Here is an 11,553-nt window from a genome sequence, read left to right on the forward strand (position 1 = left end):
TCGCGCACGCGCGTGGCTGAGTTATTCCCAAAACATGATCAGGAGGCAACCCGTGAGCGCGACCGCGGACCACGCGGAGGAGCGGACGAACCCTGCCGCCAGGCTGGGGTTCCAGCCCGGGCAGGTGGTCCAGGAGATCGGCTACGACGACGACGTGGATCAGGAGCTCCGCGAAGCCATCGAGGGCGTCATCGAGGGCGACCTGATGGACGAGGACTACGACGACGTGGCCGACGCCGTTGTGCTGTGGTTCCGTGACGACGACGGCGACCTGACGGATGCGCTGGTGGATGCCACCACGTACATCGAAGAGGGCGGCGCGATCCTGCTCCTGACGCCGAAGACCGGCCGTTCGGGGTATGTGGAGCCGAGCGACATCTCGGAAGCCGCCACCACGGCGGGCCTGACGGCGTCCAAGAGCGTCAGCGTCGGCAAGGACTGGAGCGGCAGCCGGCTGGCGACGCCGAAGGCGGCGAAGTCCAAGCGCTGAGCCGCAGACACGTCCACACGCCAGTCGTACGGGCGGGGCGGGCCGGCACGTGTCGGCCCGCCCACCGGTCTGCCCGCGTCCCTGCGTAGGGTGGTCCCATCCGACAAGCCCCAGGAAGGGACACCGCAGCGATGGCGATCCAGGCCGGCGAGAAGGCCCCCGACTTCGAACTCAAGGACAACCACGGCCGGGCCGTGCGGCTGTCCGACTTCCGCGGCAGCAAGAACGTCGTCCTGCTCTTCTACCCCTTCGCCTTCACCGGCGTGTGCACGGGCGAGCTGTGCGAGCTGCGCGACCACCTGCCGCAGTTCACCGACCGCGACACCCAGCTGCTCGCCGTCTCCAACGACTCCATCCACACCCTGCGCGTCTTCGCCGAGCAGGAGGGCCTGGAGTACCCGCTGCTGTCGGACTTCTGGCCGCACGGCAACGTCTCGCGGGCCTACGGCGTCTTCGACGAGGACAAGGGCTGCGCCGTGCGCGGCACCTTCGTCATCGACAAGGAGGGCGTCGTGCGCTGGACCGTGGTCAACGGCCTGCCGGACGCACGCGACCTGAACGACTACGTGAAGGCGCTCGACTCCCTGTGACGCCGGTCGGGCGGCCCGCGCTCGACACCCGCCGAATTGTCGGCTCCAGGGCCTGCGAGGGGCGGGAACCCGTCACTAGGATCGAGTCGTTGATCCGACATCCGAGCACAACGGGGCATCCCGCCCCCGGACACCAATGGAGGACTCGTGGGAGTCAGCCTCAGCAAGGGCGGCAACGTATCGCTGACCAAGGAGGCGCCGGGCCTGACCGCGGTCATCGTCGGTCTGGGGTGGGACGTCCGCACCACGACCGGCACCGACTTCGACCTGGACGCCAGCGCGCTGCTGCTGAACAACTCCGGCAAGGTCGCGAGCGACGCGCACTTCATCTTCTTCAACAACCTCAAGAGCCCGGACGGCTCGGTCGAGCACACCGGCGACAACCTCACCGGTGAGGGCGAGGGCGACGACGAGCAGATCAAGGTCGACCTCGCCGGGGTCCCCGCCGACGTCGAGAAGATCGTCTTCCCGGTCTCGATCTACGACGCCGAGACCCGCCAGCAGTCCTTCGGCCAGGTCCGCAACGCGTTCATCCGCGTGGTGAACCAGGCCGGCGGAGCCGAGATCGCCCGGTACGACCTCAGCGAGGACGCCTCCACCGAGACCGCCATGGTCTTCGGCGAGCTCTACCGGCACGGCGCGGAGTGGAAGTTCCGCGCCATCGGCCAGGGCTACGCCTCGGGCCTGCGCGGCATCGCGCAGGACTTCGGCGTCAACGTCTGAGCCGTCCGGCCCGCCCTGACGGCAGGGCCCCGGGTTCCTCCTGTCCGGCGCCGCACGGTTTACGTGCGGCGCCGGACGTGCAGGACCACCTCAGCAATGACCTACGGGGAGGGACAGCATCATGGGCGTCACGCTCGCCAAGGGGGGCAACGTCTCCCTGTCCAAGGCCGCACCGAACCTCACGCAGGTGATGATCGGACTCGGCTGGGACGCGCGCTCCACCACCGGAGCGCCCTTCGACCTCGACGCCAGCGCCCTGGTGTGCAGCGGCGGACGGGTGCTCGGGGACGAGTGGTTCGTCTTCTACAACCAGCTCACCAGCCCGGACGGCTCGGTCGAGCACACCGGTGACAACCTCACGGGCGAGGGTGACGGCGACGACGAGTCGCTGCTGGTCGACCTCTCCCGGGTGCCGCCCCAGTGCGACAAGATCGTCTTCCCCGTCTCCATCCACCTGGCCGACGAGCGCGGCCAGACCTTCGGCCAGGTCAGCAACGCGTTCATCCGCGTCGTGAACCAGGCCGACGGCCAGGAGCTCGCCCGCTACGACCTCAGCGAGGACGCCTCCACCGAGACCGCGATGATCTTCGGCGAGGTCTACCGCTACCAGGGCGAGTGGAAGTTCAGGGCCGTGGGGCAGGGGTACGCGTCGGGTCTGCGCGGCATCGCCATGGACTTCGGGGTCGACGTCTCCTAGCGCGATATGAGCAAAATCCGGGGCCGGGCGGGGTGCGAAGGGGCGCCGACTAGACTTCGGCTTCAAAAGTTCGTAAAGCCGGGTACGGCGCGGGGGAGCCCCGTACACACACGATTGGGTAGCCAGTGGTTCTGAAAACCTTCGGGTGGTCGTTCGCGGTCACCGCGCTCGGCCTGGTCGCAGCGATTCTCTACGGAGGGTGGACCGCGTTCGGTGTCGTAGCGATCCTGTCCATCCTCGAGATCTCGCTGTCGTTCGACAACGCGGTGGTCAACGCCGGGATCCTGAAGAAGATGAATGCCTTCTGGCAGAAGATCTTCCTCACCATCGGCATCCTGATCGCCGTCTTCGGCATGCGGCTGGTCTTCCCCGTCGTGATCGTCGCCGTCAGCGCGCAGCTCGGCCCGATCGAGGCCGTCGACCTCGCCCTGACCGACAAGGACCGCTACCAGGAGCTGGTGACCGACGCCCACCCGTCGATCGCCGCCTTCGGTGGCATGTTCCTGCTGATGATCTTCCTCGACTTCATCTTCGAGGACCGGGACATCAAGTGGCTCGGCTGGCTGGAGCGGCCCCTGGCCAAGCTCGGCAAGATCGACATGCTGTCGGTCTGCATCGCCCTGATCGTCCTGCTGATCTCCTCGATCACCTTCGGCGCCCACGCCCACCAGCACGGCGGCACCCACGCCGACAAGGCCGAGACGGTCCTGCTCTCCGGTATCGCCGGTCTGATCACGTACATGATCGTCGGTGGTCTCTCCGGCTTCTTCGAGGACAAGCTCGAAGAGGAGGAGGAACGCGAGCACGAGGCCGAGGAGAAGGCCGCCCGCGAGGGCAAGCCCAAGTCGGCGGTCAAGCTGGCCGGCAAGGCCGCGTTCTTCATGTTCCTCTACCTGGAGGTCCTGGACGCGTCCTTCTCCTTCGACGGCGTGATCGGCGCGTTCGCCATCACCAACGACATCGTGCTGATGGCACTCGGCCTGGGCATCGGCGCCATGTACGTCCGGTCGCTGACGGTCTACCTGGTCCGCCAGGGCACCCTCGACGACTACGTCTACCTGGAGCACGGCGCGCACTACGCCATCGGCGCGCTCGCCATGATCCTGCTCGTCACCATCCAGTACGAGATCAACGAGATCATCACCGGCCTCATCGGAGTCGTCCTGATCGCCGCCTCCTTCTGGTCCTCCGTGCGCCGCAACAAGGCCATCGCGGCGGCCGGGGGAGAGGCCGGTTCGGACGAGAAGACTGAGGTCTCGTCCGGGGTGTGACACCCCTCCGGGTGAGGAACGCTCTGTTCGGGGCGGCCACCGAGGCGACTCCTCGGCGGCCGCCCCGTCGGTCGTCAAGGGCCGCGGGCACGGCGGTGACCCGCGGTCTCCAAGTGAACGTGGGGGGCGGAATGGGCCTGTTCGACGGACTCCGGCGCGGCGAAGCGCAGTTCGACTCGGGCAACGCGGCAACGAACGCGATCGAACTGACCAAGCGGCGCTCGCAGATATCGCTCACCAAGCAGGACGCGGCCACCGGCCATCTGCGCGTCAACCTCAGCTGGCGGATGCGCACCTCCGACATCGGCGGCTCCCAGCGCGAGAGCCTGCTGCGGCACCCCTTCAAGGCCCTCAAGCCGCCCGAGGTCGTCGGCCACAGCCAGTCCATGGTCAACGTCGACCTCGACCTGGGCTGCCTCTACGAACTGCAGGACGGCACCAAGGGCGTCGTCCAGCCCCTGGGCGGCTACTTCGGCGACGTCAACGCCCCGCCCTACGTCAAGCTCAGCGGCGACGACCGCTTCGGCTCCGGGTCCGGCGAGACGATGTACATCAACCTCGACCACCGCGACAGCATCAAGCGGCTGCTGATCTTCGTCTACATCTACGACCAGACGCCCGCCTTCGACCGCACCCAGGCGATCGTCACGCTCTACCCGAGCAGCGGCCCGCGCATCGAGATCCACCTCGACGAACGCCAGCCGCAGGCCCGCTCCTGCGCCGTCGTCATGATCGAGAAGGTCAAGAACGAGATCGTCGTCCGCCGCGAGGCGAAGTTCGTCTACGGCTTCCAGGCGGAGCTGGACCGGCTGTACGGGTGGGGGCTGCAGTGGGGACGCGGCTACAAGACGAAGGTCGGCCGCTGAGGGACCCGACGCCCGGCCCCGGCGGCCCGGTGACGCCCGGCCCCGGGCCCTGGGCTCAGCGTCCGAGGAACTGCGGGCCCTGCGGAGGCAGGCGGAAGTCCGGGTCGGGGGCGGCGGCGACCGGCGGCGGATAGCCGTAGCCGGACTGCGCGCCCGCGGGCTGCGGGTAGCCGTACGCCGGCGGGGTCGCCGGGGGCTGCTGGGGCGGGTAGCCGTACCCGGTCTGCGCGGGCACCGCGGCCGGCTGCTCCGGGGGCAGCGGGCGGGACGGCTCGGGGGCCTGGCGCGCCGCGGCCGGGGGCTGCTGGGCGGGCCCGGCCGTCGTGGGCGCGGGACCGGCCGTGGTCGGGGGAGTGGGGACCGAGGTGGTCGCCTCCTCCGCCGCCGCCTCCGACTCGTCCACGGAGATGCCGAAGTCGGTCGCGAGGCCCTTCAGCCCGTTCGAGTAGCCCTCGCCCAGGGCCCGGAACTTCCAGCCCTCCCCGCGGCGGTACAGCTCGCCGCAGATCAGCGCGGTCTCCTGGCCCGTCTCGGGCTTGACGTCGAAGTACGCCAGCGGCTCCGCGCCGGGGTCCGCGGCGTCGTACAGCAGGATGCGCAGTTCCTGCACGCGGTCGAAGGTCACCCCGTCCGCCGACGCGACCAGGAGAATACGGCCGACTTCCGACTCGACACCGGAGAGGTCCGTCTGGATCGTGTCGGTCAGGCCGTCGGCGGCCCGCTTCTTGCCGAGCCGCCACACCTTCCCGGAGGGGTGCCGGGGCTGGTTGTAGAAGACGAAGTCCTCGTCGGAGCGCACACGGCCGTCGGGGCCGAGGAGCAGCGCGGAGGCGTCGACGTCCGGAATCCCCTGCCCGGGCGTCCAGCGCAGCACGGCGCGTACCGTGGTGGCTTCCAGCGGGACGTTCGACCCCTTCAGCATGGCGTGCGTCATGCGGTCATCCTGCCTTCTCGGTCCTGCTCACGACAACGCGGGGCCCGGCGCCGCGCATACACCGGCGTCCGCCGGGGACTAGGTGGATGTGGCCGGGTCCGGCTGTGCTTGCCCGCGTTACCTGAAATTCATGCCCGATGGGAACCTTTGGCATGGACTTCTTCGTACTATTACCGGCCAGGTTTCGACGATTCGCAGGCCGCACCACCATCCCGGGGGAGTTTCATGCGTCATTTCGGGCATATCGCCCCTGAGGTGCGGAAGCGTCTCTTCCACCGCGAGCCGTGCGTGTTCACGCCGGACTCCCCGGCCCGGCTGCTCTCCGCCGCCCTCGGCGCCACGCTCTACAGCCCCGCCACCCGGCCGCGCCTCGCCGACGACGTCCTCAAGCAAGGCGGACGCGGTGTGGTCTCGATGGTGCTCTGCCTGGAGGACTCCATCGACGACGCCGACGTCGGCCCCGGCGAGGAGAACCTCGTCCGCCAGCTCGCCGCGCTCGCCGACGATCCGGACGCCGATGTGCCGCTGCTGTTCGTCCGCGTCCGCGTCCCCGAGCAGATACCCGACCTCGTACGGCGCCTCGGGCCCGCCGCACGGCTGCTGTCCGGCTTCGTCCTGCCCAAGTTCACCGAGGAACGCGGCATTCCCTTCCTGGAGGCCCTGGCGACCGCCGAGGCCGAAAGCGGCCGTCGGCTTTTCGCCATGCCGGTCCTGGAGTCCCCCGAGCTCCTCTACCGCGAGTCGCGCGTGCCGACCCTGGAGGGCATCAGCCGCACGATCGACAAGTACCGCGACCGCGTCCTCGCCCTGCGCCTGGGCGTGACGGACTTCTGCTCCTCCTACGGGCTGCGCCGCGGCCCCGACATGACGGCCTACGACGTGCAGATCGTCGCCTCGGTGATCGCCGACGTGGTGAACATGCTGGGCCGTGCCGACGGGACCGGCTTCACCGTGACCGGGCCCGTCTGGGAATACTTCCGCGTCCAGGAGCGCATGTTCAAGCCGCTGCTGCGCCAGAGCCCCTTCCTGGAGGTGCAGGCCGCGGAACTGCGCGAGAAGCTGATTGAGCACGCCATGGACGGCCTGCTCAGGGAGATCTCCCTGGACCAGGCCAACGGTCTGCTCGGCAAGACCTGCATCCACCCCTCCCACGTCCTGCCGGTGCACGCCCTGTCGGTCGTCAGCCACGAGGAGTTCTCGGACGCCCAGGACATCCTGCGCCCCGAGCGCGGCGGCGGGGGAGTGCTGAGGTCGGCGTACACGAACAAGATGAACGAGGTGAAGCCGCACCGGGCCTGGGCCGAGCGGACCCTGCTGCGCGCGGAGGTCTTCGGCGTGGCGAACGAGGACATCGGCTTCGTGGAACTGCTCGCGGCGGGGCTGCCCGGCTGAGGACGTCGGCTGAGGGCGTCGGCTGAGGACGCCGGCTGAGGACGAGGGCGGTTCGCGCCCGGGAAACGCGGGCAGACCAGGCTCGGTTCCCACAGGTACATCGGTGACACGCGACGCAGGGATTTCATGGAGAAGGCAGTGAACGAGGGGGCGCGCCGCGAGGTGCGCGACGAGGCCGGCGCCGTCTGGACCGGCCGCTGGGTCGCCGAGCGGCTCGGTGTCGAGCTCGCCGGCGACGAGCGGCTGACCGAGCTGCTGGGGCTGGCCCTGCGCCGCAACCCCAAGCGGGCCCACCTGCTGGTGTCCAACGTGCTCGGCAAGCACGTGCCGCAGTCGCCGTCGGTCGTGTACGGGCACGGGGTCGCCCTCGGCCGCCGGGTCCGCGACCTGCTGGGCGCCGACGAGGCCCGCGAGGCGGTCGTCCTCGGCTACGCGGAGACCGCCACCGGCCTCGGCCACTCCGTCGCCGACGGACTCGGCCCGGCCCCCTACCTGCACTCCACCCGCCGCCCGGTCGCCGGCCTCACCCCGGCCGGCGGCTTCGAGGAGTCCCACTCCCACGCCACCTCGCACCTGCTGCTCCCCGAGGATCCCGCGCTGCTGCGCGGCGACGGCCCGCTGGTCCTGGTCGACGACGAGTTCTCCACGGGCAACACCGTGCTGAACACCGTCCGGGACCTCCACGAGCGGTATCCGCGGCGGCGGTACGTCGTGGTGGCGCTGGTGGACATGCGGTCGGCGGCGGACGCGGGCCGCCTGGAGGAGTTCGCCCGGGAGATCGGCGCGCGGGTCGACCTGGTCACGGCGGCCTCGGGGACCGTACGGCTGCCCGAGGGGGTGCTGGAGAAGGGGCAGGAGCTGGTGGCACGGTACGAGGCGGAGGGTGCGCCGCCGGCGCGGCCCGTCGCGCACACGCCCCCTTCAGGGGCGCGGGGAACTGCGCGACCAGCCCCCACCGGCCCGCCCGCGGACGACGACCGCACCCGCCCCCACGTCACCCGAGTCGACCTGCACTGGCCCCACGGCCTGCCGGACGGCGGGCGGCACGGCTTCACCCCCGCGCACCGCACCCGGCTGGAGGCCGCCCTGCCCGGCATGGCGGCCCGGATCGCCGGCGCGCTGCCCGAGGGCGCCCGGCGCGTGCACGTCCTCGGCTTCGAGGAGCTGATGTACGCCCCGCTGCGGCTCGCGGAGGCCCTGGAGCGGGCGACGGGCACCGAGGTCCGCTACTCCACCACCACCCGCTCTCCCGTCCTGGCCGTCGACGACCCCGGCTACGCGATACGCACCCGCCTCGCGTTCCCCGCCCACGACGACCCGGCCGACGGCCCCGGCGAGCGCTACGCCTACAACGTCGCGGGCGCCGGCTTCGACGCCGTCGTCGCCGTCGTCGACTCGGCCGCCGACACCCCCCGGCTGCACGCGCCCGACGGCCTGCTGGCCCAGCTCGCCGCCCACACCCCGCGGGTCCTCCTGGCCGTCGTACCGTCGTACGCCCCCCGGACCCCGCACGCCCCCGAAAGGCCCTCGATGCTGCCCGAGCCCCTCCGCGGCCCCGCCTTCTCCTCGTACGCGCCCGAGGAGGTCGGCTGGCTGCTGCAGGACCTCTCGGACGTGACCCTGGAGGCGCCGACCGAGGAGCGCGAGGAGGCGATCCAGAGCGGCGGCGCGCACTACGCGGAGTCGCTGCCGGTGGAGTACCAGCCGAGCGAGCAGTACCAGGAGCTGTTCCACGCAGCGCTGGAGACCTCGGCGGCCCGGATCGCGCAGGCCGTCGGCGTGGTCACCGAGACGGTCCTCGCCGAGCGGTCCCCGCGCCCGGTCCTGGTCTCCCTGGCCCGCGCCGGCACGCCCGTCGGCATCCTCATGCGCCGCTGGGCCCAGCACCGGCACGGCCTCGACCTGCCGCACTACGCCGTGTCGATCGTCCGCGGCCGCGGCATCGACGCCAACGCCCTGCGCTGGCTCGCCGCACACCACGACCCCCGGGACGTCGTCTTCGTCGACGGCTGGACCGGCAAGGGCGCCATCACCCGCGAACTCGCCCAGGCGCTCACCGAGTTCGAGAAGTCCGACGGCATCACCGGCTTCGACCCCGAGGTCGCCGTGCTGGCGGACCCGGGCTCCTGCGTGCGGACCTACGGCACCCGCGAGGACTTCCTCATCCCCTCCGCCTGCCTCAACTCCACAGTCTCCGGGCTGATCTCGCGGACCGTGCTGCGCGCCGACCTGGTCGGCCCGCACGACTTCCACGGCGCGAAGTTCTACCGCGAACTGGCCGGCACCGACGTCTCGGTGGCCTTCCTGGACGCCGTGACCGCCCGCTTCCCCGAGGTCGCGGACGCGGCCTGCGCCCTGGCCAAGGACCTGCTCGCCGCCGACCGCACGCCCACCTGGGAGGGCTGGGCCGCGGTCGAGCGCATCTGCGAGGAGTACGGCATCCACGACGTGAACCTCGTCAAGCCCGGCGTCGGCGAGACCACCCGCGTGATGCTGCGCCGGGTGCCCTGGAAGGTCCTGGCACGCGCCGGGGCGGGCAGCGACCTCGACCACGTGCGCCTGCTGGCAGAGCAGCGCGGCGTGCCCGTCGAGGAGGTGGCCGAGCTGCCGTACACCTGCGTCGGCCTGATCCACCCGAAGTACACCCGGGGCGCGACCGGCGCCGACGGCAAGGCGGTGACGGTCTGATGCCCGTCCTCGTCGCCAGCGACCTCGACCGCACCCTGATCTACTCCGCCGCTGCCCTGGCCCTGACCATGCCGGACACGCGGGCGCCCCGGCTGCTGTGCGTGGAGGTCCACGAGAGCAAGCCGCTGTCGTACATGACCGAGACGGCGGCGCGGCTCCTGACCGAGCTGGGCGACGCGGCCGTGTTCGTGCCGACGACGACCCGGACCCGCAAGCAGTACCAGCGCATCAACCTGCCGGGCCCCGCGCCCACCTACGCGATCTGCGCCAACGGCGGCCACCTCCTGGTGGACGGCGTCTCCGACCCCGACTGGCACGCGCAGGTGACCGCGCGGCTGGCCGACCAGTGCGCACCCCTGGCCGAGGTGCAGGAGCACCTGCTCAGGGCCGCCGACCCGGTCTGGGTGCGCAAGCACCGCGTCGCCGACGACCTGTTCGCCTACCTCGTCGTCGAGCGGGAACTGCTGCACGAGGACTGGGTGAAGGAACTCGCGGTGTGGGCGGAGAACCGCGGCTGGACCGTGTCGCTGCAGGGCCGCAAGATCTACGCGGTGCCGGGGCCGCTCACCAAGAGCGCGGCCATGCGCGAGGTCGCCCGGCGGACCGGGGCCGATCTCACGCTCGCCGCGGGGGACTCCCTGCTCGACACCGACCTGCTCCTCGCGGCGGACCAGGGCTGGCGGCCCGGCCACGGGGAGCTGGCCGACACGGGCTTCACGGCCCCCTCGATCAGGGTGCTTCCCGACCGGGGTGTGCTCGCCGGGGAGCGGATCCTGCGGGAGTTCCTGGGGGCGGTACGGGGCGCCTGAGAACCCGGGTGTCCTGGTCGTCGAGCGGGTGCGGCCGCGCGGTGGCGTGTCGCGCGGTTCCCCGCGTCCCTTCGGGAGGCGTCCCCTTGGGGCGCCGGCGCAGCCGCACCGCGACGAAGACCGCCACCGCCACGGCCGCCAGGGCCAGTACCACCTTGGAATAGGTGGAGACGATGTCGGACACCGTGTGCCAGTTCGCGCCGAGGAAGTAGCCCGCGAGCACGAACACGGTGTTCCAGATGGCGCTGCCCAGGGTGGTCAGCCCCAGGAACACCGGCAGGCGCATGCGCTCGACACCCGCAGGCACGGAGATCAGACTGCGGAAGATCGGGATCATCCGGCCGAAGAACACGGCCTTGGTGCCGTGCTTCAGGAACCAGGCCTCGGTCTTCTCGATGTCCGAGACCTTCACCAGCGGCAGCCGGGCCGCGATCGCGATCGTCCGCTTCCGGCCGAGCAGGGCACCGACCCCGTACAGCGCGAGCGCGCCGATCACCGAGCCGGCCGTCGTCCACAGCAGCACGGCGAGCAGGCTCATCCGCCCGCTGCTCGCGGCGAACCCGGCGAGCGGCAGGATCACCTCGCTGGGCAGCGGCGGGAACAGGTTCTCCAGGGCGATGGCGAGACCTGCGCCCGGCGCGCCCAGCGCGTCCATGAGGTCGTTGACCCACTGCGGCCCGGCGTCCGCGGCGATGGCTGTCATGCCGCCACGGTAGGGAACCGGACCTGAAGGGATCCTGAGGAAGGCGTCAGCCGCAGCAGCCGCCCCCGCAGCAGCCGCCCCCGCCGCCGCCCGCGCGGGGTGCCGGGGCCGGGGCGGACGCGGAGCCGCCGACCGCGACCGTGGAGAGGAGCTTCACCGTGTCCTCATGACCGGAGGGGCAGGCCGCGGGGGCGGCGGACTCGGACATGGGACGGCTCAGTTCGAAGGTGTCGCCGCAGGTACGGCAGCGGTACTCGTAGCGAGGCATGGAAGAAGGGTAGTCCCGGGTGGCGCAAATACCGCCCCCGCACATTCCCCGCGCTCATTCCCCTGGCAGCCGTGTGGAGGAGCCGTAAAGGCCGCTGGTAACTTTCGATGGTCGCGAGGAGC

12 protein-coding genes are annotated in these 11,553 nt (G+C 71.1%); 9 read left to right on the forward strand and 3 right to left on the reverse strand.

Going from position 1 to position 11,553, the window contains the following annotated elements; translation table 11 throughout:
- Window positions 1-52 precede the first annotated feature (52 nt).
- The 6 genes from ABZY20_RS00365 (at window position 53) to ABZY20_RS00390 (ending at window position 4,637) form a co-directional block, all read left to right on the forward strand.
- Window positions 53-490 (forward strand): DUF3052 domain-containing protein, encoded by a 438-nt coding sequence (locus tag ABZY20_RS00365; RefSeq protein ID WP_356434398.1) that lies wholly within the window; start codon window positions 53-55, stop codon window positions 488-490.
- A 131-nt stretch (window positions 491-621) separates the two neighbouring features.
- Window positions 622-1,080: a peroxiredoxin gene (locus ABZY20_RS00370; protein ID WP_356434400.1), complete on the forward strand. Its 459-nt coding sequence runs from the start codon at window positions 622-624 to the stop codon at window positions 1,078-1,080.
- Between the two features lie 147 nt (window positions 1,081-1,227).
- On the forward strand, window positions 1,228-1,803 hold the full coding sequence (locus ABZY20_RS00375) for a calcium homeostasis/redox stress adaptation protein (RefSeq protein WP_356434402.1): 576 nt from the start codon (window positions 1,228-1,230) through the stop codon (window positions 1,801-1,803).
- A 121-nt stretch (window positions 1,804-1,924) separates the two neighbouring features.
- Window positions 1,925-2,500, forward strand: a complete 576-nt coding sequence (locus ABZY20_RS00380) for a TerD family protein (RefSeq protein ID WP_356434404.1) — start codon at window positions 1,925-1,927, stop codon at window positions 2,498-2,500.
- Between the two features lie 125 nt (window positions 2,501-2,625).
- Complete coding sequence (locus tag ABZY20_RS00385; RefSeq protein WP_356434406.1) at window positions 2,626-3,771, forward strand: DUF475 domain-containing protein; 1,146 nt, start codon at window positions 2,626-2,628, stop codon at window positions 3,769-3,771.
- 131 nt (window positions 3,772-3,902) lie between these two features.
- Window positions 3,903-4,637 (forward strand): Tellurium resistance, encoded by a 735-nt coding sequence (locus ABZY20_RS00390; protein WP_356434409.1) that lies wholly within the window; start codon window positions 3,903-3,905, stop codon window positions 4,635-4,637.
- Between the two features lie 55 nt (window positions 4,638-4,692).
- On the opposite strand, the gene ABZY20_RS00395 is transcribed toward ABZY20_RS00390, so the two are convergent.
- A complete protein-coding gene (locus tag ABZY20_RS00395; RefSeq protein WP_356434411.1) occupies window positions 4,693-5,571 on the reverse strand; it encodes a TerD family protein in 879 nt (292 codons plus the stop codon).
- 225 nt (window positions 5,572-5,796) lie between these two features.
- Between ABZY20_RS00395 and ABZY20_RS00400 the strand changes: the two genes are divergently transcribed.
- From ABZY20_RS00400 to ABZY20_RS00410, 3 genes are all read left to right on the forward strand, one after another.
- Window positions 5,797-6,963 (forward strand): HpcH/HpaI aldolase/citrate lyase family protein, encoded by a 1,167-nt coding sequence (locus tag ABZY20_RS00400; RefSeq protein WP_356434412.1) that lies wholly within the window; start codon window positions 5,797-5,799, stop codon window positions 6,961-6,963.
- A 126-nt stretch (window positions 6,964-7,089) separates the two neighbouring features.
- Window positions 7,090-9,651 carry a phosphoribosyltransferase gene (locus ABZY20_RS00405; protein WP_356434415.1) on the forward strand — a complete coding sequence of 854 codons (2,562 nt, stop codon included), beginning with the start codon at window positions 7,090-7,092 and terminating at the stop codon, window positions 9,649-9,651.
- A complete protein-coding gene (locus ABZY20_RS00410; protein WP_356434418.1) occupies window positions 9,651-10,460 on the forward strand; it encodes an HAD family hydrolase in 810 nt (269 codons plus the stop codon). The genes ABZY20_RS00405 and ABZY20_RS00410 overlap by 1 nt, the downstream gene beginning before the upstream one ends.
- On the opposite strand, the gene ABZY20_RS00415 is transcribed toward ABZY20_RS00410, so the two are convergent.
- Both ABZY20_RS00415 and ABZY20_RS00420 read right to left on the reverse strand, forming a co-directional pair.
- Complete coding sequence (locus tag ABZY20_RS00415) at window positions 10,381-11,163, reverse strand: DedA family protein (protein WP_356434421.1); 783 nt, start codon at window positions 11,161-11,163, stop codon at window positions 10,381-10,383. The genes ABZY20_RS00410 and ABZY20_RS00415 overlap by 80 nt on opposite strands.
- Window positions 11,164-11,209: 46 nt before the next feature.
- The gene (locus ABZY20_RS00420; RefSeq protein WP_356434424.1) at window positions 11,210-11,431 is read right to left on the reverse strand and encodes a zinc ribbon domain-containing protein; all 222 of its coding nucleotides are present in this window, start codon (window positions 11,429-11,431) and stop codon (window positions 11,210-11,212) included.
- Between the last annotated feature and the right edge of the window lie 122 nt (window positions 11,432-11,553).

Source organism: Streptomyces sp. NPDC006624 (genome assembly GCF_040611555.1).
In the GTDB taxonomy this organism is placed as follows: Bacteria; Actinomycetota; Actinomycetes; order Streptomycetales; family Streptomycetaceae; genus Streptomyces.

Bases quoted from the DNA above. Each gene is read 5' to 3' on its own strand.
- ABZY20_RS00370 (WP_356434400.1), top strand. From the start codon at position 622: ATGGCGATCCAGGCCGGCGAGAAGGCCCCCGACTTCGAACTCAAGGAC.
- ABZY20_RS00380 (WP_356434404.1), top strand. From the start codon at position 1,925: ATGGGCGTCACGCTCGCCAAGGGGGGCAACGTCTCCCTGTCCAAGGCC.
- ABZY20_RS00390 (WP_356434409.1), top strand. From the start codon at position 3,903: ATGGGCCTGTTCGACGGACTCCGGCGCGGCGAAGCGCAGTTCGACTCG.
- ABZY20_RS00395 (WP_356434411.1), bottom strand. From the start codon at position 5,571: ATGACGCACGCCATGCTGAAGGGGTCGAACGTCCCGCTGGAAGCCACC.
- ABZY20_RS00400 (WP_356434412.1), top strand. From the start codon at position 5,797: ATGCGTCATTTCGGGCATATCGCCCCTGAGGTGCGGAAGCGTCTCTTC.
- ABZY20_RS00405 (WP_356434415.1), top strand. From the start codon at position 7,090: ATGGAGAAGGCAGTGAACGAGGGGGCGCGCCGCGAGGTGCGCGACGAG.
- ABZY20_RS00410 (WP_356434418.1), top strand. From the start codon at position 9,651: ATGCCCGTCCTCGTCGCCAGCGACCTCGACCGCACCCTGATCTACTCC.
- ABZY20_RS00415 (WP_356434421.1), bottom strand. From the start codon at position 11,163: ATGACAGCCATCGCCGCGGACGCCGGGCCGCAGTGGGTCAACGACCTC.
- ABZY20_RS00420 (WP_356434424.1), bottom strand. From the start codon at position 11,431: ATGCCTCGCTACGAGTACCGCTGCCGTACCTGCGGCGACACCTTCGAA.